The sequence below is a fragment of the Dulcicalothrix desertica PCC 7102 genome (assembly GCF_003991905.1).
Taxonomy (GTDB): domain Bacteria; phylum Cyanobacteriota; class Cyanobacteriia; order Cyanobacteriales; family Nostocaceae; genus Dulcicalothrix; species Dulcicalothrix desertica.
Window position 1 is genome coordinate 62492 of record NZ_RSCL01000034.1, and the last position, 25123, is coordinate 87614.

General features: G+C 39.5%; 19 protein-coding genes. 6 read left to right on the top strand and 13 right to left on the bottom strand.

Going from position 1 to position 25123, the window contains the following annotated elements:
• The first annotated feature begins 1 nt into the window (after window position 1).
• Entirely contained in the window at window positions 2-529 is a 528-nt protein-coding gene (locus tag DSM106972_RS43810; RefSeq protein ID WP_127086604.1) for a ComEA family DNA-binding protein, read from the top strand.
• 66 nt (window positions 530-595) lie between these two features.
• Here the strand turns inward: DSM106972_RS43810 and lepB are convergent, their stop codons facing one another.
• The 8 genes from lepB to rimI all read right to left on the bottom strand — a co-directional run bounded on the left by lepB (window position 596) and on the right by rimI (window position 12008).
• Window positions 596-1195: a signal peptidase I gene (gene lepB / locus DSM106972_RS43815; protein WP_127086605.1), complete on the bottom strand. Its 600-nt coding sequence runs from the start codon at window positions 1193-1195 to the stop codon at window positions 596-598.
• Between the two features lie 592 nt (window positions 1196-1787).
• Window positions 1788-2273, bottom strand: coding sequence for a nucleotide exchange factor GrpE (locus DSM106972_RS43820; RefSeq protein ID WP_127086606.1), 486 nt, complete (start codon window positions 2271-2273; stop codon window positions 1788-1790).
• Window positions 2266-2901, bottom strand: a complete 636-nt coding sequence (locus tag DSM106972_RS43825) for a molecular chaperone DnaJ (protein WP_127086607.1) — start codon at window positions 2899-2901, stop codon at window positions 2266-2268. The genes DSM106972_RS43820 and DSM106972_RS43825 overlap by 8 nt, the downstream gene beginning before the upstream one ends.
• Before the next feature lie 4 nt (window positions 2902-2905).
• Window positions 2906-5413, bottom strand: coding sequence for a tetratricopeptide repeat protein (locus tag DSM106972_RS43830; protein WP_127086608.1), 2508 nt, complete (start codon window positions 5411-5413; stop codon window positions 2906-2908).
• Complete coding sequence (locus DSM106972_RS43835; RefSeq protein WP_127086609.1) at window positions 5413-5928, bottom strand: LysM peptidoglycan-binding domain-containing protein; 516 nt, start codon at window positions 5926-5928, stop codon at window positions 5413-5415. The genes DSM106972_RS43830 and DSM106972_RS43835 overlap by 1 nt, the downstream gene beginning before the upstream one ends.
• Window positions 5925-8138 carry an Hsp70 family protein gene (locus DSM106972_RS43840; protein WP_127086610.1) on the bottom strand — a complete coding sequence of 738 codons (2214 nt, stop codon included), beginning with the start codon at window positions 8136-8138 and terminating at the stop codon, window positions 5925-5927. Before DSM106972_RS43840 ends, DSM106972_RS43835 begins: the two co-directional genes overlap by 4 nt.
• A gap of 355 nt (window positions 8139-8493) precedes the next feature.
• Window positions 8494-10974, bottom strand: a complete 2481-nt coding sequence (locus tag DSM106972_RS43845) for an ATP-dependent Clp protease ATP-binding subunit (RefSeq protein ID WP_073618194.1) — start codon at window positions 10972-10974, stop codon at window positions 8494-8496.
• A gap of 479 nt (window positions 10975-11453) precedes the next feature.
• Window positions 11454-12008, bottom strand: coding sequence for a ribosomal protein S18-alanine N-acetyltransferase (rimI, locus tag DSM106972_RS43850; protein ID WP_127086611.1), 555 nt, complete (start codon window positions 12006-12008; stop codon window positions 11454-11456).
• Window positions 12009-12170: 162 nt separating this feature from the next.
• Between rimI and lysA the strand changes: the two genes are divergently transcribed.
• The 3 genes from lysA (at window position 12171) to uppS (ending at window position 15373) form a co-directional block, all read left to right on the top strand.
• Window positions 12171-13580 carry a diaminopimelate decarboxylase gene (gene lysA / locus DSM106972_RS43855; protein ID WP_127086612.1) on the top strand — a complete coding sequence of 470 codons (1410 nt, stop codon included), beginning with the start codon at window positions 12171-12173 and terminating at the stop codon, window positions 13578-13580.
• Window positions 13581-13706: 126 nt separating this feature from the next.
• Window positions 13707-14627 (top strand): diadenylate cyclase CdaA, encoded by a 921-nt coding sequence (cdaA, locus tag DSM106972_RS43860; protein WP_127086613.1) that lies wholly within the window; start codon window positions 13707-13709, stop codon window positions 14625-14627.
• Window positions 14624-15373 carry an undecaprenyl pyrophosphate synthase gene (uppS, locus tag DSM106972_RS43865; RefSeq protein ID WP_127086614.1) on the top strand — a complete coding sequence of 250 codons (750 nt, stop codon included), beginning with the start codon at window positions 14624-14626 and terminating at the stop codon, window positions 15371-15373. The genes cdaA and uppS overlap by 4 nt, the downstream gene beginning before the upstream one ends.
• A gap of 42 nt (window positions 15374-15415) precedes the next feature.
• Here uppS and DSM106972_RS43870 read toward each other — a convergent pair whose 3' ends face one another.
• From DSM106972_RS43870 to DSM106972_RS43880, 3 genes are all read right to left on the bottom strand, one after another.
• Window positions 15416-15688 carry a DUF3143 domain-containing protein gene (locus DSM106972_RS43870; RefSeq protein WP_019491693.1) on the bottom strand — a complete coding sequence of 91 codons (273 nt, stop codon included), beginning with the start codon at window positions 15686-15688 and terminating at the stop codon, window positions 15416-15418.
• Between the two features lie 71 nt (window positions 15689-15759).
• Window positions 15760-16284 (bottom strand): J domain-containing protein, encoded by a 525-nt coding sequence (locus DSM106972_RS43875; RefSeq protein ID WP_127086615.1) that lies wholly within the window; start codon window positions 16282-16284, stop codon window positions 15760-15762.
• A 68-nt stretch (window positions 16285-16352) separates the two neighbouring features.
• The gene (locus tag DSM106972_RS43880; RefSeq protein ID WP_127086616.1) at window positions 16353-18185 is read right to left on the bottom strand and encodes a sensor histidine kinase; all 1833 of its coding nucleotides are present in this window, start codon (window positions 18183-18185) and stop codon (window positions 16353-16355) included.
• 563 nt (window positions 18186-18748) lie between these two features.
• Between DSM106972_RS43880 and DSM106972_RS43885 the strand changes: the two genes are divergently transcribed.
• Window positions 18749-20308 (top strand): iron uptake porin, encoded by a 1560-nt coding sequence (locus DSM106972_RS43885; protein ID WP_127086617.1) that lies wholly within the window; start codon window positions 18749-18751, stop codon window positions 20306-20308.
• A 5-nt stretch (window positions 20309-20313) separates the two neighbouring features.
• Here DSM106972_RS43885 and DSM106972_RS43890 read toward each other — a convergent pair whose 3' ends face one another.
• Together DSM106972_RS43890 and dnaK are read right to left on the bottom strand one after the other, a co-directional pair.
• Window positions 20314-21309, bottom strand: coding sequence for a DnaJ C-terminal domain-containing protein (locus tag DSM106972_RS43890; protein ID WP_127086618.1), 996 nt, complete (start codon window positions 21307-21309; stop codon window positions 20314-20316).
• Between the two features lie 295 nt (window positions 21310-21604).
• Window positions 21605-23836 (bottom strand): molecular chaperone DnaK, encoded by a 2232-nt coding sequence (gene dnaK / locus DSM106972_RS43895; protein ID WP_127086619.1) that lies wholly within the window; start codon window positions 23834-23836, stop codon window positions 21605-21607.
• 157 nt (window positions 23837-23993) lie between these two features.
• Between dnaK and DSM106972_RS43900 the strand changes: the two genes are divergently transcribed.
• Window positions 23994-24842, top strand: coding sequence for a M28 family peptidase (locus DSM106972_RS43900; protein ID WP_127086620.1), 849 nt, complete (start codon window positions 23994-23996; stop codon window positions 24840-24842).
• Window positions 24843-25123 lie beyond the last annotated feature (281 nt).

A 25123-nucleotide genomic window follows, 5' to 3' on the forward strand; every position in this document is an offset into this window, starting at 1 on the left:
CATGCCATTTTCTTTTAATTCCAGACTGCAAAAACTACAAAATCAAATACTTAGTAATCCTTATTACCGTTTGCAGACAGTAGAAGAATTAGCTGTAGCTGCACAACTTGGTATTCGGATTGATGCAAATCAAGCTACGGTAGACGATTGGCTAAGACTACCAGGATTTTCTATTCATCAAGCGCGTACACTGGCAGAATTATCACGTTCTGGTGTTAAATATTACTGTATAGAAGATATTGCAGCGGCTTTGAGTATATCTCCTGCGCGTTTGGAAGCATTAAAACTAATACTTGATTTTAGTTATTACAACGAAGACGAATTAGAAATTTCTACTAAGCAAATTAATCCAAATACAGCAACAATAGAAGCGCTACTGAAAGTTCCATTTATTGAGTTGGCTTTGGCTGAGGCTGTAGTGAAGAATAGGTTAGAGGGTGGACTGTATCGGGATATTGTTGACTTTCAAAGGCGCCTGAATTTACCAGGTGATGTGTTGGCGCAGTTGATGTATTATTTGAAGTTTTAGGTAGATATGGGGCGGTTCGGGATGCCCGCTCCACAATTCACAGTTTATTCAGAATTTATACCTAGGTTAAATTAGGCCTGTGCGATTGAAAGGGAAAAATCTAAATACTGCGCGACCGATGACGTTTTCGCTAGGTAAAAATCCCCAATAGCGTGAGTCGTTACTGTCGTTGCGGTTGTCTCCCATGACAAAAAGCTGGTTGGGTGGGACTTGGGTTTGGTTAAATAGCTGTCTTGGGTCTTGCTGGATGTAATTATCTTTGAGGTAATCTTCTTGAAGGGGTGTACCGTTGACATAAACCCTATTTTTAGTCACTTGTATCGAGTCACCTGGTTGACCAATAATGCGTTTAATAAAAGCTTGATCTTTCGGATATCCCCTTCGCTGTAACTCTGGTGGTGGGGTAAAAACAACAATATCGCCGAAATGGGGTGGATGAAAATGATAAGATACTTTTTCAACTACTAATCTATCACCCTTATGTAATGTCGGCACCATTGAATCTGAGGGTATATAGCGGGGTTCAGCAATATACGTGCGAATTAAAAAGGCTAAAATCAGCGCAATAACAACTAAAAAGATGTTTTCGCGAACGTTTCGCCAAACTTGGGCTGACGCTGAATTTTGTTTGACATCGCTTTCTTGAGCGCTTTCTTGAGAGGTCATATCGATAATTAAACCCAGTTATACATTTTCAGACTTGAACTTTGGCGCTTTGGAGCTTTAACGCTGATTATATATAAATATACTCGACTTGCGTATACTTTATAATTTAAAAAATTTCATTTTTTTATTAATAATTTATTATTGGTAAATAAAATTTTGTGTTATCAAATTTTCGTATTTTAAAAATTAAAAAAATATAATGGTACCGTTTAATATTGGTACCATTACCATCATGTAGAAGGCGCCTAATTTCGTAAATTACCGTCGTATCGTTACGTTAAGCTTGCTCTCAAATCTCTCTTAAACCTCTTTCTCTGTGCCCTCTGCGTAAGAGTGGTAAAAACAACTCTACAACCAATTAAATGTGAAAGTAATAAAATGCATCTTCATTATACAAAGTAATTATTTTGACATCATATTCAGAAAATTTAAGTAATAATCGCAAAAATACCGCTTTTTTATAGAAGAAAGTTGTGTAATTAGCGACTTTTTTATACATCTAATGCACAGGCAAGATGCCTGTGCTACGTCAACTATCTTTATTATATATAGAAGAGGTGTTATCAAGTACCTAAACTGACCTACCAAAATATTATTCTTTTTTGGAAGTAATAACCTCAACCGGACGTAAAACCTTTTCACCATAGCGAAATCCTTGACGCACAATTTTAGTAATACTTTGTTCAGGAATATCAGCGACTACTTCTTGCTCTACTACCCTACATAATGTAAAATCGGGCTGCGTTCCTTCAATGCATTCAGTTTCGATTTGTGAAACTTGACGCTTTGCCAATACATTAAGGAATTTACGATAAACTGCTCCAACGTTTCTAGGTAAGCGCGCGATAAATTCAGGGCTAAGATTAGGATTGTCCAGTAATTTGAGTAAATTTTCTAAAGCATCTCCTACTTCTAACAGTTCTAAGAATAAATCTTCGCTGGTTGCTACTGCTTGAGTTTGTTGTTCACGTAAAGATTGCTTAAGTAAAGTATTTTCTCGTTTGAGAGTTCCAAGTTCTTGACTGAGCGAGTCACATAGTTCTTGAGAAATAATAAAAGATTTGGATGTATTAGACACGAGTAACCTCTTTAGATAATAAAGATAAATAATTATTTGCCCAAGCTTTAATTTGAGCATTTGAATGATTTATTAATGACGAACAAAGATGAATTGCGCGCTGTTTCTGTCCAGTCATTTGATAAGCTCTAATCAAATAAATTTGGGCTTGAGTGTAATCGTTACTGTTACGGTCACGTGTACTTTGACAGTAGTCTTCTAAAATTTTTACTGCTTTGGGATAACGTTTTTCTTGGCACGCAGTAATACCTTCGTTAAGCAATTCCGATAAAGGTATTGGCAAAGGTTCGCGTGCTAACATTTCTTCTTGATTGGCTTTAGTAATTGCGTCATCTAAACCATCAAACTCTGATAATAATATTATTTCGGGTTCAGGTTGTTCTAAAGCTGAAAAATCACTGTATTTAAATCTTTTGATAGAAGGCAAAATTGGACGTAAATAATCGGCAATAATACGCTCTTCTGACTTCATTAAGCTTTTTTGCGCTTTCGCAATAACCTCTACCGAATATTGCTTTCGCTTCATTGCCAAAGTTACTGCTTTATTAATTTCAGCTTTAGATGCTGCGGGAGATACACCTAAAACATCATACGGATTAAAACTATTTGGGTTTAATTTGTTTGTCATTTTATTAATAAGATAATCTCAAACTACGATAAATTTGTTGAAACTCAGGTGCATCTGGACAAATTTCATAAGCCCAACGTCCTAACTGTTGAACCATTTCATAATCGCTCGCATCACCTCTTTCAGCAGCATTAATTATAATTTGGATAAAAATTTCAGCAGCAGCAAACCGTACACGTTCGTTACGTGATTTCTTGGCTTTTTCTACCGCTTGTTCATATAATTTTCTCTTCAGAAGATTCTCAAATTCTTCAAATTCTTGTACAAATTCTAATCTTTCCCTTAAATCTAAAACTATAGGATTATTATCATCAATTACGCTAATTTTTTGAATTTGCTTTAAAGCTTGCTCTTGTGATATTTGTTTATTTACTAGTTTATCACGCAATTCTTCGGCTTTGTATTCAGCCAAATAGCTCTTTGCTAATTGACTACCAATAAGGTCATACCAAAATTGAGCAAATTTTAAATGCTCTGGAAATTCTGATATTGCTTGTCGTTGTAATAAGCAAAGTCTATTTATTTCATGAAGCCAATCAGGAAATGTTTTAATTTCACTTTTAGCTTTATTAAGATGAGTAGCTGCTTTTTGCCATTGTTGCTGTTGAAGATAATGACAACCTTCATGGTAAGCAACGAAAGAACCGGCAAATAATTCGATGCTATTGTTAGCAGATTGGTTTGATGGCTTGATTTGTATCGCGCGCGCGACATCACTCTCTAAACAAGCAGCGATAGATAGACCCCAAGGAGTGTATAGTGCTTGCAATATTCTTTCACTAGAATGTATATCCGCAACTAAAAAATTTTGCCATTGATTAAAAAAACGACTGTAACAACCTGGTGTGATAAATAGCTCATTTACTTTCATTCCCTTTTGAACAGGATTGCCCATTAAGCGTAAAGCTACTTTTTCTAAACGATATTTATCACGAAATTTTAAATACTGGTCTAATTGATTTTCTTGAAATTTATCAATAATTTCTTCTAATCGTCGTTGTAATTCTAAAGACACTAATTCTAAATCAAGTTTTTGACTTTCTAGCCAAGGAATATCGTAAAGTGTTAAATCTTGATTTAAATTTGCTATTGCTGTAGGTAAAGCAATTATTAAATCTTCAATTACACCAGTAGAAGCGTCACTAAAAACCCGGTAATAAGTTGTAATTAACCAATTGTGTAAATTAATTATATCTGGCGAGCTTTCCCATAGTTTAATAGTTGTATCAGCAAGAATATGCCACTCATGATTTTGCCAAACTTTTGCTTTTAATCGTGGCAAAATGTGTTCGGTAAGATTGGTTTCTACTAAAGAGTCTGAGCCAAATTTTTGCAAATATTCTCCACTTGAAGTTTGTGCTTGCTCTAAGTCATCATCTGCTATAAATTTTTCTATGTTTTTTAAAGCTAACAGCTTTTGCCGTTGCGAAATGATTTTGATATTTTCTTTTTGTTGTACAAATTTAGTAGTTTGTTGTAAATTTTGCCACTCGCGATGCGCTGCTTGTAATTGCCCTTGTTTCGCATAAGCAAATCCTCGCAGATAACGACCTTGTTCCGTTTCTATATCCGTTAATTGCGATATGGCTAATGACCATTCTTCTGTTTTAATTGCTACAATACCTAAACGAATTTTACAGTCTCTAAAGTTTGGTAAGAGTACTGCTGCTGATTTGTATAATGTTGTTGCTTCCTTTAAATTACCTGATTTTTCAGCTTGAAGACCTAAACGATATTTTTCTTTGCCTTTAACAGTACGCTGAATTTTTTCTAGTAATGCAATACCGTCTTGACGCGGAAATTGTGTTAAGGCGCCTTCTAAAAGCGCGATTGCACTCCTGAATCTACCTTCATTTGAAGCAATGTTTGCTTTTGTAAAAGCCGTGTAATAAATTTGTTCTTGTTTAACTTGAGTTTCACAAGCTGCTATTGATTGCTTTACAGATAAAGTTGGGTATAACTGTTCAGCTTGATTATAGATATTAATGGCGCCTTGAAAAAAACGTTTTTCAGCTTGTAAATCAGCTTCTTCTACCAATTTACGAAAATCTTCTCGCTGCTTTAATTCTGTTTGACACTTGCTAATTGTTTGCGATATTTGCTCATCGTAAAGAATTTTACCAGCACGCTTGCACAAGTCTAAAGCGTCTAGTAATATTTTAGTTTCAAGCGGATTATTATCATCTTGCTGCAAAAGAGATTTGGCGCCAGTCAGCAATTTATTTGCTTGTGTTACTTGCGTCTGCCATTTCTGCAAATCTTGATTAATCTTCTCTAAACTATCCCCTAATATATAAGAGCGCAGTAAACGCTCCCAAAACCCAGGTTGCTTAGACCAAGCAGCTAAAGCTTTTTGACCAGTAAGTACTGCTTGCCGTAAATTTTTACTTTCAGCTAGCGTTCGTGCTTTTTGCGTCTGGAGTTTCGTCGCATCTGCTAATTTCCAAGCATCGACAACTCCCACACCTAATACAATTTTACTAACTTGATTAAAAATTTGTAGAAAGCTCATTATCCAGCCTCCTGACAATTTGGTACTTTAAAAACCTCCCCCTTCTCAATATCGTTTTCTCGTCCTTTGAGTTGGGGATTCGCTTGTACCATCAACTGCCAAGAGGCGCCTTGACCACACAATTTTTCTGTAATAATACTAAGATTGTCTCCACTCTGTACTGTGTAAGTAGCTGGGTAAGTAGCTGGTTGTATTGTTTTAGGTGGTGTATTTAAAACAGCAGGAGTTGATGGAGTAGGAACAACTATCACCGGATTTGGAACATTGACTGTAGCATTGATAGACTGCGGTTGAATAAATAAAAAACTGCTTATAGTTCCAATACCCAAACCAATAAGAAAAACAAACCCAATAACTACAAATTGCCAAGCTTGAATTTTAGTCGGTGCGCTTGTTCTGACTTCAGAAAGCTGGCATAATCTCCAAATTAAAGTCAAATCAGTATCGCAGTTCGGACAACTATCACCTTCGATTTCTTTATAACCACATACCGGACACTCAAGCTTGTTATTCATCGCTTCAACCCCGTAACAATAGTATTGCTGGGCAATTCGCTGTCTATCCAGCGTTGAATATCAGGTTTTAATGAGTTCCAAAGTCGTTCAGCTTCGTGTTCATCACCTTTTTCCATTGCAGCAAGCATACGCATGAGTTTTTCAATCATCGCGTTTGCTTGAGTTGGGTCAACTCTTTTAGCTTGACGGATAGCAAACAAACACGCATCAACCAGTTTTACTTCATCAGGTAAATTCTCAAATTCTCTTTTAAGCTCTTCAGTTTTTGACTCCATCTTATAGAGATTATTCGAGGTGATGGCATCTTTCAACTCGTTGCAGTACTTTTTAAGTCTTTCTTGCTGCTGTTGGGGAATTAAAAATCCGCAAAGCTCGACTATTTGCTCCGAGTCTTGAATCAAAGAATCTGCTTCCAAGCGTTCGTTTGACATCGAGACTTGGAATTTTTCTAAATTTTTGACAGCACGCTCACGTAAATCAACCCGTTCTTCTCCAGTTATTGGTTCAATAATTTGGTTCGCCATCTGTACAACGGGAATAGCCAAAGTCAGTGCATTCTCAACTCCCAATGCTGTTAAATTTTGGTCGTTGAGACGCGCAATTGCCTCTTCAAGCTCTCGATAGATTTTCTCGTCGGAGCGACCACGCGAAAAAGTGCAGCTAACTTTGACCGAAGGGTCATTTTTCAGATGAGCAGTTATCCCTAAATCGCTGTTTTTCTCATCTAACTCCAAATAAACTTGAATTTCGGTTCCTGCTGGGTATCTTTGCTCTAAACCCAACCACATTTCGCCAATAATTTCGTCCTTTTCAACACCATCTGTTTTTTGCTTAACGAAGTCAGGACTAAAAAATCGAAAGTGAATCAAGCGCTGACCGTCAACTACAGTGCGGAAAGTATGTGAAGTAGTGACAGGTAAAATATCACCTCTATTAATAACCTTATGATTATCGTCAACTAGCTCAATATAATAATCGCGTGACACGGTAGTAACTTTATCAGTCAGTCCCGCAGCAACAATTGCGGCGCCTTCAGCAACAGCGTACATTGGACGAGGATGCACTACAACCTTATCGTTTCCAAACGCTGCTTTAACTTTATTTTGTACAAAAGGAATTTGTGAAGAACCACCGACCAAAAGCACTACATCTACCATATCTAAGTCAGACGATGCTTCTTCTACAGCTTGACGGCAAATTGTAATTGAACGCTCTACCAAGTCAGCGATAAGTTCCTCAAACAACTCGCGAGTAATTTTAACTTCAATAGGAATAGTAAGTCCTAACTCATCAACTAAATGAGTAGAAGGACTAATTAGTGCTGTTGTAGAACTACTCAACTCAAATTTCGCGCGTTCAACAGCCATTTTCAAATCAGCATTAAACCGCACTTTCTGATAATGCGGCATTTTGGCGATTAAAGCATCAATATCAGCAATTTTTTCGCTATATGCAACTTGCTCTTTCACATAATTGATAATTCGGGAGTCAATATCGTCTCCACCTAACCATAAATCTCCTGCTTTTCCTTGTTCAATAAACGAAGTTCCAGCAGAAGTAATTAAAGAAGCGTCAAAAGTACCACCACCGAAGTCATAAACTAAAATAGTTTTGACATCTTCACTAGTTGGAGAAAAACCATAAGAAATAGCTGCTGCTGTTGGTTCTGGTAATAATTCCAAAGGGGTGATACCAGCTTTTAAAGCAGCTGTACGTGTAGCGTGACGTTGCTTGTCGTTGAAGTAAGCAGGGATAGTAATTACTGCTTGATTAATAACTTCTCTGACTTTGCCCATTTTTTGGTAGTAAACTTCAGCATTTTTTACTACCTGCTTGAGAATTTCGGCAGAAATATCTTCTGGTTGATATTCTTTACCTCCCAACCATACAGCGATTCCATTATCTGTTCCTTGCGATGGTTGAGAAATTTTATAACCAAACTTTGACTTTTGTTCTTGAACTGTTTTATCAGCAAAATCTCGACCTATCAAGCGTTTTATCGAGACAATTACATTTTCTGCATCAGCACGTTGTTGATTGTAAGCTTTTTCACCAACACACAGATTATTTTGTTCGCAAGCGACTACTGAACGTGTTAATTTTCTATCTGGAGGTGTGTTGTTATCAGCAGTTATTACTTCTACTTCAGCTAGTCTAAATGCTGCTACTGAGTTGGTAGTTCCTAAGTCGATGCCTATTGCCTTACCCATTGTTATATAAACTTTTGTATAAAATATTATTTATAATTTCAAGTAGACTATTAATAAGTGTGAGAAATTTAACTTGTGTTGAATCTACGGGCAAGGATGCCCGTTCCACAAGAGAAATTACCAATATCAAAATCAACTTTTCAAATACTTTTCAAATACTATTTATACATATTCACTATTGAATCAGTTCAGTAAAAATACTTGAAAACTGATGCGCGCAAAATCGCTGCAAGTCTTTAAGATTCCCGATAAACTATCCGTTACATCCGTTATATCCGTTGCAAAGCTTGACCCACAAAAAAACGTAGCACAGGCGCCTTGCCTATGCTACGTGAATTTTATTACTAATGAGTAATTAAGCTTCTACACCTGCTCCGGGTGTTAACAGTTCGCGACGTTCACCAGCACGAACGACAACGTTGTTGTTTTCATCGACATCAATAACGGCAACATCACCATCTTTAATGCGACCGGAGAGAATTTCCTCAGCAAGGCTATCCTCTAACAAGCGCATAATTGCGCGACGTAAAGGTCTTGCACCGTAGCTGGGGTTGTAACCTTCTTGGATAAGACGGTCTTTGAAGCGGTCGGTAATTTCCATCGTAATGCCTTTTTCGCCCAGGCGCCCGAAGACTTCCTTAAGCATGATTTCGGCAATTTCGGAAACCTCCTGCTTGTTCAACTGACGGAAGACGATAATTTCGTCGAGTCGGTTTAAGAACTCTGGACGGAAGTAGTTCTTCAGTTCTTCGTTAACTAAGAACTTAATACGGTTGTACTGGGATTCGCTAGCATCTTCGGCAAACTCGAAACCAATACCACCACCACCTTTTTCAATAACCTTAGAACCAATGTTCGAGGTCAAGATTAATAAGGTGTTCTTGAAGTCTACGGTACGTCCTTTCGCATCGGTAAGGCGCCCGTCTTCAAGAATTTGCAGCAGCATATTAAATACATCGGGGTGTGCTTTTTCGATTTCGTCGAAAAGTACCACGGTGTAAGGTCTACGGCGTACTGCTTCGGTTAACTGTCCACCTTCGTTGTATCCTACATAACCTGGAGGCGAACCGATGAGCTTAGAAACGGTGTGACGTTCCATGTACTCGGACATGTCAAGACGAATCATTGCTTCTTCTGAACCAAAGAAGTATGAAGCCAATGATTTCGCTAACTCGGTTTTACCAACACCAGTAGGACCAGAAAATACAAAGCTAGCAATTGGTCGGTTGGGGTTCTTTAAACCAACACGCGCACGTCGAATTGCTCTGGACACAGCTTTAACTGCATCTTCTTGACCAATAAGACGCTGGTGCAAGGTGTCTTCCATGTGCAACAGCTTCTCAGATTCTGACTCAGTAAGCTTGTTGACTGGTACACCCGTCCAAGATGCCACAATGTGAGCAATGTCTTCTTCGGTAACAACAGGTTCATCGCCACCTTCAGTCTTCGTGCCACTTACTTTGCTTTGAGCAATGGCGCGAATTTCGGCTTTGATTTCCATTTCCCGGTCGCGCAACTCACCTGCACGGTCGAAGTCTTGACCGCGTACTGCATCGTCTTTCTCTTTGAGAATTTGACGCAGTTCTTTATCAAGTTCTTTAGCTGCGGGGGGAAGTTGAGAATTAATTAAACGTACCCGTGAACCAGCTTCGTCAACTAAGTCGATAGCTTTATCGGGCAAATAACGGTCAGATATATAACGGTCAGATAATTTCGCTGCTGCTACCAAAGCTTCATCAGAAATTTTCAGCTTATGGTGTTGCTCGTAGCGGTCACGTAAACCATATAAAATTTCAATGGTTTCATCTACAGACGGTTCACCCACCATTACTGGCTGGAAGCGACGTTCTAGGGCTGCATCACGCTCGATGTGTTTACGATACTCATCAAGGGTTGTAGCACCTATACACTGCAATTCTCCGCGTGCCAAAGCTGGCTTGAGGATATTGGCTGCGTCAATGGCGCCTTCTGCTGCACCAGCACCAATTAAGGTGTGAACCTCGTCGATTACTAATATTACATTTCCCGCTTGTCGAATCTCATCCATGATTTTCTTCAAGCGTTCTTCAAATTCACCTCGATATTTGGTTCCTGCTACAAGCAAACCAATATCAAGAGTGACTACACGTTTATCTTCTAAAATGTCAGGTACATCTTTAGTGGCAATACGTGTTGCCAAACCTTCAGCAATAGCGGTTTTACCTACGCCAGGTTCACCAATTAACACGGGGTTGTTCTTAGTCCGACGACCAAGAATCTGGATTACCCGCTCAATTTCCTTAGCGCGTCCCACAACAGGGTCAAGCTTACCGTCGATTGCCATTTGGGTCAAATTTGAGCCAAATTCATCCAACGTTGGGGTTTTGGTGCGGCTGGAAGGTCCACCTTGTGTTACCTCAGCGGTTTCGCCCAACATCCGAATCACTTGAGTGCGGACTTTCGATAAATCTACACCGAGGTTTTCTAGAACTCTAGCTGCTACACCTTCACCTTCGCGGATTAAGCCCAACAGCAGATGCTCGGTGCCAATATAGTTGTGCCCCAACTGGCGAGCCTCTTCTAAGGAGAGTTCTAAAACTCGTTTGGCGCGTGGCGTAAACGGAATTTCCACAGCGACAAAGCCCGAACCTCGACCTATGATTTTTTCTACTTCAATCCGAGCGTCTTTGAGATTGACGCCCATCGATTTCAGTACTTTAGCTGCGACTCCGGTACCTTCGCCAATTAGACCCAGGAGGATCTGCTCAGTACCGACGAAATTATGCCCAAGACGGCGAGCCTCTTCTTGGGCAAGCATAATCACCTTAATGGCTTTTTCTGTGAAGCGTTCAAACATATTTTTCCCATCACCTGCGTCGTGCCGGTATGCTGATTTTAGCACAGCCAAATAAGTCGGGTGCCTGTATAAAGGTGTAGACAACCGAAATCGACGTGGCGAGTTTATAAGTTCCAATATGAACTTTTTTAACTTGTTTTACTGTTTATAACTACACTGATTTGCGTTGAGATGCTTCTGTAGGGCTTATTTTGGGCAAACTTGTGACCATGAGTGTTGAGATATGTCAATACGCCCTCAAGTGAAAATATTTAACATTTTCTTTATTGCTCGTCAAGTCGAATTTGAACTTTAAGTTACAATTTCCATGAAATTATCATCACATTTTCTCAAAATTTATTTTCACTCACTAAAAATAAAGATTTATTAAATTAACGTTAAGCTTACTTAAAAATCTAAGAAACCTGGTTTCTAAGCAAGATTGTTGTTTTTATGACAATATTCACCAAGAAACCTGGTTTCTAAAGGTTTATTGCACATTAATTTAAAAATGTCAAGTTCCAGCCAGATTTATTTAGGCGCCTTTTAATGGTGTCAAGCCAAGTATTAAGAGTTAGAGTGAATTGTGGCGCCTGGATATCACCCAGCCACAGAATTAAAGCATCTTCGTCATTGTCTTTATAGTATCGGCGCCGTCGCCCTGCTGTTTTGAAACCAAATTTTTGATATAAATTAATGGCGCCTACATTTGAGGGACGGACTTCGAGAGTGGCGCGCTCTAAACCATGTTCGTGAGCAGCCTTAAGAAGCGAAAATAGTACAGCTTGTCCCAAACCTTGGTTTTGATATCGAGGATGAACCGCCAAAATCGTGATATGCGCTTCATCTAAAATCGACCAAAAACAACCCATTCCTGATAATTCGTTAGAAGCAAGGGAAGAGGTAGAACCAAGCAAAACAGAGTTTGGACTCTCTAACTCTCGCTGATACGCATCAAGTGTCCACAACCCACCAAAACAAGCTTGGTCAAGTTCAACTAGGGCACCCAAGTGCTTATGTGTCAATGATTGGATTTCTAAATTTAATGTGTTCACGCTTATTGGTAATGGCACATCCCATCTGTAAACTAAAGGTGGGAATATTTACTCCGTAACAAAAATTTAATAATTTAGATAAAGATTGGTTTGCGGTCTATCTAGCAAACTAACCATTACATGTACATGCCCGTCTAGTAAACAACGACAAATTTTAACGTTATGGTATCGACACATCCGGCTAAGGTTCAAGATTCTGGTAGTAAATATTTACCGATTGTTACAAAAAATAACATTGATATTTCTCCAAATCAATCTCTGTTACCGATTACAGCTAAGGTAAATAGTCACGACCATCTTGAAATTGGAGGTTGTGACGTTAAAAATTTAGTTCAGCAATTTGGCTCACCCTTATACATAGTAGACGAAGAAACATTACGTACAACTTGCCGCCAGTACCGCGATAGTTTTCAACGTTATTATAAGGGCTGCTCACAGGTATTATACGCTTCTAAAGCATGGAGTTTAACGGCAATCTGCGCTATCGTTCATTCTGAAGGTTTAGGTATAGACGTAGTTTCAGGGGGCGAATTATACACAGCATTAAATGCGGGCGTCAACCCTAGTCAAATTTATCTTCACGGAAATAATAAATCGCGGCAAGAGCTTGTTTTCGCTATAGAGTCAAACATTACTATTGTTGTTGATAACTGGTATGAGCTAGAAACATTAGTTGAGTTAGCTTCTACCACCTCGGAAGCAGTACGAATAATGTTGCGGTTAACACCGGGTATCGAGTGTCATACTCATGAGTATATTCGTACTGGACATTTAGACAGTAAATTTGGGTTTGACCCTAACCAACTTGGGGAAGTATTCGAGTATGTCAGTAAGCAAAGCAAGCTCAACTGTGTTGGAGTTCATGCTCATATAGGTTCTCAAATCTTTGAACGTCAACCACATCGTGACCTAGCAGCAGTGATGGTGCAGTGGTTAGAGCAAGCAGCAAGTTATGGGTTAGCTATAACCGAGTTAAATGTAGGTGGTGGTTTAGGAACTAAATATATAGAGTCCGATGACCCACCAAGCATTGAAGAATGGGTAAAACCAATTTGCGAGGTTATTCAATCAGCATGTGAGAAACTTTCTTTACCTTTACCCAAACTGCTATCTGAACCAGGACGCTCTTTAATTGCCACATCTTGCGTCACAGCGTATACTATTGGTTCATCAAAACAAATTCCCGGAATCCGTAACTACATAGCAGTTGACGGTGGTATGTCAGATAATCCTCGTCCAATTACTTATCAATCAGTTTACCGCGCGGTCGTCGCGAACAAAATGTCGGATAAGTGTAGCGAAACCGTAACAGTTGCCGGAAAGCACTGTGAATCAGGAGATATTCTAATCAAGAATGCTGAATTACCTTTAACTCAACCAGAAGATATTTTGGTTGTAATGGCAACGGGTGCGTACAATTACAGTATGGCATCGAACTATAATCGCCTGCCTCGTCCGGCAGCGGTTTTAGTATCGAACGGCGAAGCAAATATTATTTTGCAACGCGAAACATACCAAGATTTAATTCGACAAGATTGTTTACCAGAAAGACTCAAAAATAGTGCTGAGTAGAAAATGTAGAGACGTGACATGTCACGTCTGTACAAGAGTTAGGAGTTTCTAGTAAGGTGGGCAGTGCCCACCCTACAACTACAACTTTTAACTAATTAAAGGCAGAGTAGTACATTTCCAGATGTCATGAGAGATTGGTGGAAGCAATGGCTGATAGCGGGATGGTCGCAGTCCTTGCTACTAAAGACTCTGGATATTTTGTTAGTACTGGCACTGACTTATATGATGCTGGTTCTAATTAACGAACGGCGAACGCTGCGGATGGTACTGGGATTTGTGATCTTAATGCTAGCTTCAGCTTTGTCGCATCAGTGGGGGCTGGAACTGCTAAATTTTGTATTGGAAAAGTTAGTGATTGGCTGTGCGGTGGCAATGGCGGTTGCACTTCAATCTGAGTTTCGGCGATTTTTAGAGTTATTGGGACGCGGAGAGTTTAAGAAGCTATTTCAGCCTTCAACTCTGTCGCTTCCCAAGTCAGATAGCACAATTGATGAAATTGTTGAAGCTGTTAGAGAATTGTCGAAAAGTCGGATTGGAGCGCTACTGATTATAGAAACAACAGGTCCAATAGACGAAAGAGATTTTTCTGTGCCCGGAGTAAAATTAAATGCTGAAGTTTCTAAAGAACTAATCCAAACAATTTTTCAGCCCAAGACACTTTTACACGACGGTGCTACATTAGTACGTGGCTCTCGGATTCTCGCATCGGGTATAATCTTACCGCTATCGGGACGCACAGCCTCGCGCCAGTTGGGTACACGCCACCGGGCGGCGATGGGTATCACTGAGCGGGTCGAAAATTGTATTTGTGTAGTTGTATCAGAAGAAACGGGTTCAATTTCTTTGGCAGAAAGGGGAAACCTAAATAGACCATTAACTATCGCGAAGTTAAAAGAGTTGCTCGAAGATAAACTGTCACCTACTATTGACCGGGAAGCAGTGGCGCCTGGTTTACTAAGTTTGGGGCGAAAAATTCGCAGCAAAAGCCTCTTTGTAGTTTCACGATTACTCGGATTACCATCGACCGCTCCTCGGGATAAAAAATGACAGCACAACAGACAGAACTGCGAGTTTTACCCTCTGACTTGAAACGCGAATTATTACCAAAGCACGTTGCGGTGATTTGTGACGGCAATGGTCGGTGGGCTAGGCATAGAGGACTACCCCGTATAATGGGTCACAAACGCGGGGTTGAGTCTCTCAAGCAATTACTACGTACCTGTAATGATTGGGGAATAGAAGCGTTAACCGCGTATGCTTTTTCAACTGAAAACTGGAAACGACCCCAGGAAGAAGTTGATTTTTTACTGACTTTATTTCAGGTAGTTTTGCGTAGTGAGTTGCGCGAAATGATGAAAGAGAGTGTACGTATAAAGTTTGCTGGTAACTTAAATGCACTTCCAACTGCTTTGCAGGAGCAAATCAGTGACGCAATGGAAGAAACGCGGAACAATCGCGGTATAAAATTTACCATTGCCACCAACTATGGCGGTAGACAAGAAATACTATCAGCTTGTCGTGCAATTGCTGAAAAAGTCGAGCAGGGTTTGCTTAAACCGCACGAAATAGACGAAGCAACTTTCGAGAGCCATCTTTATACAGCTGGCATTGGCGACCCAGACCTATTAATTCGCACAAGCGGGGAAATGCGGATTAGCAACTTTTTGCTATGGCAAATTGCTTACACTGAAATATATATTACAGACGCACTTTGGCCCGATTTCGACCGCGACGAATTTTACCGTGCCTTATTAAGTTTTCAAAAGCGCGAACGACGGTTTGGAAAAGCATAAATATCCTCGTAGAGACGTGATTAATCACGTCTCTACATATATTTAAGGACCAGCAAACACTGCTTGTTCAACATCTTGACGAGAGAGCGAATATTTAAACGACCGTTGAATATCTTGCCCATTTTCTCCAGCTTGGATATATCGAACCGTAATTTGTTCGACATCAAGCCATAATTCCGCGTTCCAGTTGGTTTGTTCTAGGCGCCAGCAATGTAGTTCGCGCTTGTCTTGCTCACAACCTTGGTCGCGTAACCATTGTTCAATTTCTGGCAAGGGATGACTGTATAAAGGCGTGTCAGGAGAAAGTTGAGACATAAGTTATGTACTGAGGATAAAAACACCAGTATTGTGACTACACTAATATTACAATTATTATCTTTTTTAGCTTATAAACGGCTATTTAATGTATATGGTTTCGTTGATGCAGGTAATTTGGTAACTTGTTGTTCAACAGAAACAGGTTGTTGATTAATAGAAACAAATGCACTATCTCCGCGCGTTAAACCGACCACAACAACAAGTAACAAGCAACCTACAAACGTCAGTCCTAGGATGAAGAGTGCAAAAAGTTCGCCACCTGAAAGCGGACGGTCGGTAGCGTCAAGATAAGCTGACTTACTCCAATCGTAAGAATTATATGGACGATTTAAATCGGCAGGCGCCTGAATAACCCCAAAACGCGAATAGCCAATTTTAAAATCGTAGTTTAACCGTCGTTCTGGACTGCTAAGAGTGGCATAAGCTTCATTGATTTCCCGGAATTTAGCTGTAGCAACTTTCTCTGGCAACTCAGTAGTATCTGGGTGGTATAGCTTACTAAGTTCACGATATGCGCGTCGAATATCAATTACTGACGCACTTGGATGCAGTCCTAGCAATGCGTAATAAGTTGGTTCGCTATGTTGTTGCATTTCCCGACAGGTACGAATCGTGTGTGGATGAATAGCAATACTTTTTACTATTTTAAAGCTATCAAAGCTTAACAGAGGGATGATACAGGAATCTCAACCATAAACTTTGTTCCTTGACTTGGCGCCGATTCACACCAAATTCTTCCGCGATGCTTTTCTGTGATAATTTGATAGCTAATAGATAAACCTAAGCCCGTTCCTTTACCAACTGGTTTGGTAGTAAAAAATGGGTTAAACAATTTTGCACGAACATCTTCTGGAATACCTGAGCCATTATCGGCGATTGAAATTAACACACGATTTTCTTTATTAACTTCGGTAGTAATCCAGATTGTCAATTTTTTGTTATTAGCGGCTGACTCTTCCAAGGCATCAATAGCATTAGAAAGTAAATTCATCAATACCTGATTTACCTGTCCTGCATAACATTCAACTAAAGGTAGTTGACCATATTCTTTCACAACTTCAATAACAGGACGATGAGCTTGTGCCTTAAGGCGGTGATTTAAAATCATTAAGGTGTTGTCTATACCTTCGTGTAAATCTACAGCTTTAAGTTCAGCTTCATCTAAGCGGGAAAAACTACGCAAACTTACTACTATATCACGGATGCGATTTGTACCTACTTTCATTGAGCTAATAATTTTATCTAAGTCTTCTACTAGAAAGTCAAGTTCGATAGTATTAATAGTTTCTTGAACAGCTTTTGATGGATTCGGGTAATTAGACTGATATATTTTTATTAATTGCAATAAATTTTGAGTATATTCTTCAATATAATCAAGATTAGCGTGAACAAAATTGACTGGATTGTTGATTTCATGTGCAACTCCTGCTACCATTTGACCCAGAGCAGACATTTTTTCACTCTGCACCATATGGATTTGTGTGTCATGTAACTGTTTGACAATTTCCAAGAGATATTCGTTCTTATACATCAATTCTTGAGTTCTATCTGCAACTGTTTGTTCTAGAGTTTGGTTAATTGACTCTAATTTGTCATTAGTTTCTTGCTCTCGTTCTAAAAGTTCTTTTACCCGAACTATTAGCTGATTGAATGAAGAAGATAATATACCGATTTCATCATCACTTTTGATCGGAACTTGCAAATTGAAATTTGACTCTTGGATAGTTTGCTGAGATATTTCGGTAAGGGTTTTAATTGGATGAGCAATCGCACGAGTTGTGGTCACTGCTAAAACCACTGCAACTACTCCTGAAAGCAGCAAAATGATGGCAATTATTTGTAACTGTAACTTCCTGGCAGCTTCCATAGCCTTTTGTGCCATGTTATATTCCGTATCCGCAAATTTGATGAGTTCTACCAAATCTTCTGAGAACCAGGTCATCTGCATACGCACAGGATTATCATCAAATTTCTGAAGTTCTGTACGAACTATTTCGGTCTTTTCTGGTTTGAATTCAAGAAGATTAATTTCTTGCAGCAGTACATCAAGCTTTTGTAAATAAGTCTCTGTTACCTCTCCATATTTGTCAATAAATTTCTTTCTTCCTTCAGCTTCACCCGGTAATTCATTTTCTTCATTTTTCGTTGCTCCCTCTGATTCCTCAAACTCTTTCCATGCATTTTTAAAGTCTGAGTGGTACTGCAAAAAAATAGTATACTGTTTCTTTAATTCTTCAGGCTTTGTAAGCAGAGCGATCAACTCATATTTACGTGCGCGCATTTGCAAAAAGTCAATTTGCAAGCGGGTTAAAAGTTGATATTCTTCTAATGCATCTTCCTCAATAGTTTGAGCTTGATATTGATAGTAGTGCGTCACTCCTAATCCTGACACTGTACCAACAATGATTAACCCCAAGCTAATAGCGTAACCAAAACTGATTTTTTGTCCAACCTTCAGTTTTATGAACCATTTGCTAAATTTTTTGATAATCATTTCTGTTTAAATTAAGTTTTATGTAGTGGTTGTCAATTGTGTGAGGTAAAATTTGCCGTTAAGACAGTTTTGATATGGTAAGGGCACGATACTAAAACTGTATATAATTGGCGTAGCTCACTAAATAGAGAAGCACTTTGTGACTATTATTCCCCATCTATTACGTTTTGTTACAGCAATAGAATTTAGGCTAAATTATTTAGTGTTTTAATAATTACTATTTCTACACTTACTTTATAAGCTTTAAATATCTACCTCTACCAATATCATAATTTTCAATTTTACAAAAATCAAAGCTTTATTTTTTTTCCATACCATAAAAATATTCATTGAATACGATACTAGATAAAATTCTATGCAGTAATTGCATATTTAGTATAATTGCGTATAAATTGTGTTCTAAAATTTCATATATAGTTAAAATTACGTATAAAAAACCGTATAATATCTATTTTGATTGAAATGATAATTTATCGTAAATAATTTATACTGCTATAAATTTGACAAGACAATAAACAAGCAGCTATTTTCGTATAAGTGTATTCAACAGATATAAATCTAAAATGTTGAGAATAATTTGTAGCGTAGCAAAATTTGCTCCAGCATTTTTTGGCGCCTTTTGGGTGCTTGCTTACAGTACTTCTGTAAATGCTAATCATGGCACTAATATTCAATCAGTAAGTGCCGAGCAAGTAACTTCTGTATCCCAATTATCAGACGTACAAGCGACTGATTGGGCATTTCAGTCTCTACAGTCATTGGTGGAACGTTATGGTTGTATTGCTGGTTATCCTAATAGCACCTACCGAGGTAATCGAGCAATGACGCGCTACGAATTTGCTGCTGGTGTAAATGCTTGTTTAGATAGAGTAAATGAGCTAATTAATACTGCGACTACCGATTTAGTACGTAAAGAAGATTTAGTTACGTTGCAACGGTTACAAGAAGAGTTTGCAACTGAATTATCGACATTGCGAGGTCGTGTAGATGTATTAGAAACCAAAACTACTCAGTTGGAAGCTTCACAATTTTCTACAACAACTAAACTTGATGGTGAAGTCATCATGGCATTGACTGATGTGGTGGCAGCTAATACAGTTAATGGTGAAGACGTTAAAAATAATACAACTTTAGGATTGCGCGCGCGTCTTAATTTTGAAACTAGTTTTACTGGAAAAGATTTACTCACCACTAGAATTCAAGCCAATAATTTACTTAACCCCAACATTGGTACACCCGAAGGTAGCTTTTCCTTTACCAGAGATGATGGTACAACTGATGCTGTTATTAACTTACTTGCGTATGAGTTCCCTCTAGGTGAAAAAACTTCTGTTATAGCTATTGCTAATGAAGGTGATGCAGAAGAAATAACCGATACAGTTAATATATTAGATGGAGAAGCTGCGTTTGGCGCCTTATCGAGGTTTGGTACGCGCAACCCAATTTATTACCATTTAGATGGTGCAGGATTAGGAATTACCCACGAATTTGGTGAGGTTTTGGAACTAAGTTTGGGTTATTTAGCAGACGATGCAAATGATTCCACGGCTAAAAATGGTTTGTTTAACGGAGGTTATGGCTTTTTAACACAGCTAACTTTTAAGCCAAGCAAACGCTCAAGTGTTGGCTTAACTTATATTAATTCTTACAACCAGGAAACAGGAACGGGTAGCAATCAAGCAAATCCATTATCAAAACTAGGAGTGCCAATTATTAGTAATTCATATGGTGTCCAAGCATCTTTGGGGATTAGCGATAAATTTGTTTTAGGTGGCTGGGTTGGCTATACAAACACTCGCAACCTTTCAACAGCAGCAGGTACAATTGACCGTGGAAGTGCTGACATTTGGAACTATGCACTAACTTTAACATTCCCTGATTTGGGTAAAGAAGGAAGTTTAGTAGGGATTATTTTAGGTATGGAACCAAAAGTAACAAGTTCCAGTATTAACGAACTATCTCCAGACAAAGACACTTCATATCATTTAGAGGCTTTTTACCAATACAAACTCACTGATAATATTACTATTACACCCGGATTAATTTGGCTGACGGCGCCTGACCATAACTCTAACAATGATGATGTTGTAATTGGCGCCGTAAGAACCACTTTCACTTTTTAAGAGCATTAAAGTAAGTCAGCACGTGGTTTAAAAGTCTCAATTTGTCGTAACTTTTCATACAGTTCGCGTTCTTGGTCGCTGATAGTTCTAGGAGTGACAATCTGAATTTCAACGAGTTGGTCTCCACGTTTACCAGCTTCGTTAGGATAACCCTTATTAGCTAAACGAAATCTTTGACCCGAACGTACTCCACTAGGTATTGACATTTTAACTGGACCATCTAACGTTGGCGCCTCTATTTGTCCACCCAACACAGCTTCACTAGGAGTAACGGGAACTTGGCACAATATATTTAAACCTTCAAGTTTAAATTGTGAATTTGGCTCAACTGTTATTTTTAAGTACAAATCACCGCCGTTTATACCTTGGTCACGTAGTCGAATCGTTTGACCAGTCACCATACCAGCAGGCATATTTACTTCCAACGAGCGTCCATCTTCAAGACGAATTCGTTCTAAACCACCTTGATAAGCTTTAGCAAGCGGAATAGTTAAACGTGCTTCGATATCACGACGCTGCGGTCGTTCCTTCGCGTTGTAAGACACTTTGCTTCTTGTATTGCGGAACGGGTCACTGTTACCATTTGTGTAGCCATTAGAAGCCGTTCTTGTTTCTTTACTAGTGGCGCCAACACCAATAACTTGGTTGATAAAATCATCAAAACTACTGTATTGACCAGGGTCTACAGTACCATTACTACGATTATTTTTATTACTACCTCCCCAAGTGGCGCTTTTTGGAGTTTTGCTTGTAAAACCCTTTTGCTTCCAATGACGACAATATTCGTCGTACTGCGCGCGTCGAGCTTCGTCTAAAAGAACTTCTTTAGCTTCATTAATATCTTTAAATTTTTCTGCGGCTTGCTCATTTCCTTGGTTGCGGTCAGGATGAAATTGAAGCGCTAATTTTCGATAAGCTTTCCTAATATCTTCATATGACGCATCTTTGGATACTCCTAAAATTTCGTAATAATCTCGAAAATTCTGCAAATTGAGTGACATAATTAGGTGTTTAGCTAATTTATGAGCGATTTTTCTATTTAGACTAATAATCAGACCAATAAATAGAGACTTAGGACGCAAAGAAACCTGGTTTCTACGCAAAATCACCATTTTTATTACATGCTATCAACGAAGAAACCAGGTTTCTAGGTTTTTATGCGTAAGTCATAAGACTATAAAGTTTTACTCGTTCAGGATAGAAAATTTATTACGTAGCATTGAATTACTACATAATTAACGAGTAGCAGATAGTTAATATAACGTAAAGGCGGGAAAACCCGCCATCACTCTATAATTACAGCCAATCATCATCGTCATCATCCCAGTTATCTCGATAGCTTGGGCGGTCGCGACGCGAGTCAGGAGGTTTACCAAAGTCCGAACGTCCTCCTCTACCGTAATCATTTCTTGAATCTCTATCAGAATTTCTTCCAGAAGAACCATAATCACGGTCAGTATCTCGACCATAATCACGCCCAGAATCACGATTTGAATCACGATTTGAATCACGACCATAATCACGGTTAGAGTCTCGACCATAGTCTCTACCATAATCACGGTTAGAGTCTCGACCATAGTCCCTACCGTAGTCACGGTTAGAGTCGCGACCATAATCTCGGCCATAATCACGATTATCTCGGTCGTCTTTATCGCCACCTGTAAAGATGTCGCGAATCGTGCCGAACAAATCATCATCTTCATCATCAGCGTAGTACGCACGCACTTCGCGGTTCAATTCAGACAACGCATCTTGAAGGTCAGCGTAGGACTGGTCGATACCTCGGTCATCGTTTGCTTGCAATGCTTCACGCAGTTCACGACATATATTATCAATACGTTGGCGCCGACTGCGGGCAAACTGCATTCCAAAATCTAGAGCTACTTCTCGCAGTTGACGTTCTGCCTGTAAAATCAATGCTTCAGCACGAGTACGCTTTTCGACTTTTTCTTTACGTTGACGGTCGGTTTCGGCGAATTTCTCAGCATCGCGAATAGCTTGGGTAATTTCTGACTCGCTTAATGTCGAGGCGCCTTGAATAGTTATACTTTGTTCGCGTCCAGTCGTGCGGTCGAGGGCTGTTACCTGTAATATCCCGTTAGCGTCTATATCAAAAGATACTTGTACTTGGGGAATACCGCGCGGTGCTGGGGGAATACCATAAAGCTTAAAACGACCAAGGGATTTATTATCTCCCGCCATTTCTCGCTCACCTTGAACTACGTGAATTTCCACAGTGTTTTGGTTATTTTCTGATGTAGAGAAAATATCCGAACGACGAACGGGAATTGTAGTATTGCGGGGAATTAATTTCTTAGCTACACCGCCTATTGTTTCCAACCCTATCGATAGTGGTGTGACATCGAGTAGTAAAACGTCTTTAAGTTCACCGCCAATAATACCAGCTTGAATAGCGGCGCCTATTGCCACAACTTCATCAGGGTTAACATTTTCATTGGCTTCAATACCAATTAAATCTTCGACTAACCTTTTTACCATTGGCATCCGCGTCGAACCACCCACTAATACCACTTCGTCGATATCATCAGGACGCAAACCAGCATCTCGAAGCGCACGTTTAACAGGTGTTCGTACTCGCATTAATAAATCTTCACATAACCCTTCAAATTCAGAGCGAGTTAACCGTGTTTCAATGTGCTGAGGACCATCTTCGGTAGCGGTGATAAAGGGTAAATTAATATCAGTAACGCTAACGGCAGAAAGCTCGATTTTGGCTTTTTCGGCGCCTTCGAGTAAACGCTGTAAAGCTTGGCGGTCACTGCGTCGTAAATCTACACCGTGTTCTTCTTCAAATTTTGCAGCCAACCAATCAACTATTTTTTTGTCAAAATCATTACCACCTAGCTGAGTATCTCCACTAGTGGACTTTACCTCAAAAACACCATCTCCAACTTCCAGCACAGAGACATCAAAAGTACCACCACCCAAGTCAAACACCAAGATAGTCTCGCTACGACCTTTATCTAAGCCGTAAGCTAAAGATGCAGCAGTTGGCTCGTTAAGAATTCTTAAAACGTCCAAACCTGCGATTCTGCCAGCATCGCGCGTAGCTTGGCGCTGCGAATCGTTAAAATAAGCAGGAACTGTAATAACTGCACCAGTTACTTTTTCTCCCAAATAGCGACTAGCATCGTCTGCCAATTTCTTCAAAATCATTGATGAAATTTCTTCGGGAGAGAAATCTTTGCTCAAACGGGGACATACAATTTTGATATTACCAACTTCGTCTTTGCGAATTGTGTAAGGAATGCGCTTCGATTCGGGACTAAGTTCAGAATACTTACGTCCAATAAAGCGCTTAACTGCGAAATATGTATTTTGTGGGTTTAGAACGGTTTGGCGCCGTGCCATTTGTCCAACAACTCGTTCACCGTCTTTGCTAAAGCCAACAACGGAGGGGGTTGTGCGTGTTCCTTCAGCATTGGCAATCACCACCGGCTTGCCACCCTCCATGACAGCAACAACTGAGTTGGTTGTACCCAGGTCAATGCCGACTACCTTGCCCATGCGTTACTGTTCTCCTAATCTATCTTAATAAAACTATTTGTTTCGTTAGAAACCTTAGCTTGACTTATTGTATCTTGCACTCGAAAAAATGAAGGCAGAAGGCTGCTACACATAGATTCAATATATATCCCTTTTCCTTTTTTCCTCCTAAGACTCTGTGAACCTGAAGACGCAACTTATTACTCACCTGAATCAAATTGTTCGCGACCGCGACCCATACATAGCATCGGGTGGACATTTCTTTGTCCAGCAGTACATTCAAACTTCATTTGCCCAATGGGGAAGTGTGGAAATCCACACCTTCAAAGTTGGTGCTAAAAACTGTAGCAATCTCATATTGAATTTACCTTGTCAGGCGGAGTCTGAAAAGGCTAGCTTGCCACCAATTTTAATCGGCGCTCATTATGATGCTGTACCAGGTTCTCCTGGCGCCGATGATAACGCTACGGGTGTAGCAGTATTACTCGAACTCGCGCGCATGTTCGCTACTGAGCCAGCTAAATATCCTTTGCGACTCGTTGCATTTGATATGGAAGAGTATGGCTTATTAGGAAGTGCTGATTATGCAGCGAAGCTAAAAGAAGAACAACAACCTTTAAGGTTAATGATTTCACTGGAAATGTTAGGGTATTGCGTAAAAACATCTAATTCACAAGTGTATCCGGCGCCGTTAGATAAAATTTATCCAAATAAAGGTGACTTTATCGCGTTAATTGGTAACTGGCGAACTTTACGTGACTTAATATGTATCAGTCGATGTATACGTAAAGTTGGTGTATCAAGTCAGTGGTTGCCTGTACCTAATCGTGGTTTGATTGTGCGGGAGACAAGACGCAGTGACCATGCGCCATTTTGGGATGCAGGTTATCCCGCGATAATGATTACCGATACCGCGAATATGCGAAATCCTCATTACCATAAGGCGAGTGATACTATTGATACTTTGGATTTGGATTTTTTGACGGGTGTGTGTGAGGGGATAGAAAAGGGTATTCGGAAATTGTAATCCCCCCCGAAATTCGGCTACCGTGTACACACAAATCCAAGAACCCCTCCCCGCAACGGGGAGGGGAGCAACACTTTTACAAATATTGGCTTTGATAATTAGCTTTTTCCTCCTTTGAGCGAGGGGGAGGGTGGTACAGGCATCTTGCCTGTGCAATGAATATAATTTTTTTTACCACAGAGGCGCAGAAGGCACAGAGAAGAGAGTAAAAGATAGGACAACAAATCATCAGACATGCTAGACATGTTGTACATTTTAGACTAGACTTAAGAAGTAGTCTA

Bases quoted from the DNA above. Each gene is read 5' to 3' on its own strand.
- DSM106972_RS43810 (WP_127086604.1), top strand. From the start codon at position 2: ATGCCATTTTCTTTTAATTCCAGACTGCAAAAACTACAAAATCAAATA.
- lepB (WP_127086605.1), bottom strand. From the start codon at position 1,195: ATGACCTCTCAAGAAAGCGCTCAAGAAAGCGATGTCAAACAAAATTCA.
- DSM106972_RS43825 (WP_127086607.1), bottom strand. From the start codon at position 2,901: ATGACAAACAAATTAAACCCAAATAGTTTTAATCCGTATGATGTTTTA.
- DSM106972_RS43830 (WP_127086608.1), bottom strand. From the start codon at position 5,413: ATGAGCTTTCTACAAATTTTTAATCAAGTTAGTAAAATTGTATTAGGT.
- DSM106972_RS43835 (WP_127086609.1), bottom strand. From the start codon at position 5,928: ATGAATAACAAGCTTGAGTGTCCGGTATGTGGTTATAAAGAAATCGAA.
- DSM106972_RS43840 (WP_127086610.1), bottom strand. From the start codon at position 8,138: ATGGGTAAGGCAATAGGCATCGACTTAGGAACTACCAACTCAGTAGCA.
- DSM106972_RS43845 (WP_073618194.1), bottom strand. From the start codon at position 10,974: ATGTTTGAACGCTTCACAGAAAAAGCCATTAAGGTGATTATGCTTGCC.
- lysA (WP_127086612.1), top strand. From the start codon at position 12,171: ATGGTATCGACACATCCGGCTAAGGTTCAAGATTCTGGTAGTAAATAT.
- cdaA (WP_127086613.1), top strand. From the start codon at position 13,707: ATGAGAGATTGGTGGAAGCAATGGCTGATAGCGGGATGGTCGCAGTCC.
- uppS (WP_127086614.1), top strand. From the start codon at position 14,624: ATGACAGCACAACAGACAGAACTGCGAGTTTTACCCTCTGACTTGAAA.
- DSM106972_RS43870 (WP_019491693.1), bottom strand. From the start codon at position 15,688: ATGTCTCAACTTTCTCCTGACACGCCTTTATACAGTCATCCCTTGCCA.
- DSM106972_RS43875 (WP_127086615.1), bottom strand. From the start codon at position 16,284: ATGCAACAACATAGCGAACCAACTTATTACGCATTGCTAGGACTGCAT.
- DSM106972_RS43880 (WP_127086616.1), bottom strand. From the start codon at position 18,185: ATGATTATCAAAAAATTTAGCAAATGGTTCATAAAACTGAAGGTTGGA.
- DSM106972_RS43885 (WP_127086617.1), top strand. From the start codon at position 18,749: ATGTTGAGAATAATTTGTAGCGTAGCAAAATTTGCTCCAGCATTTTTT.
- DSM106972_RS43890 (WP_127086618.1), bottom strand. From the start codon at position 21,309: ATGTCACTCAATTTGCAGAATTTTCGAGATTATTACGAAATTTTAGGA.
- dnaK (WP_127086619.1), bottom strand. From the start codon at position 23,836: ATGGGCAAGGTAGTCGGCATTGACCTGGGTACAACCAACTCAGTTGTT.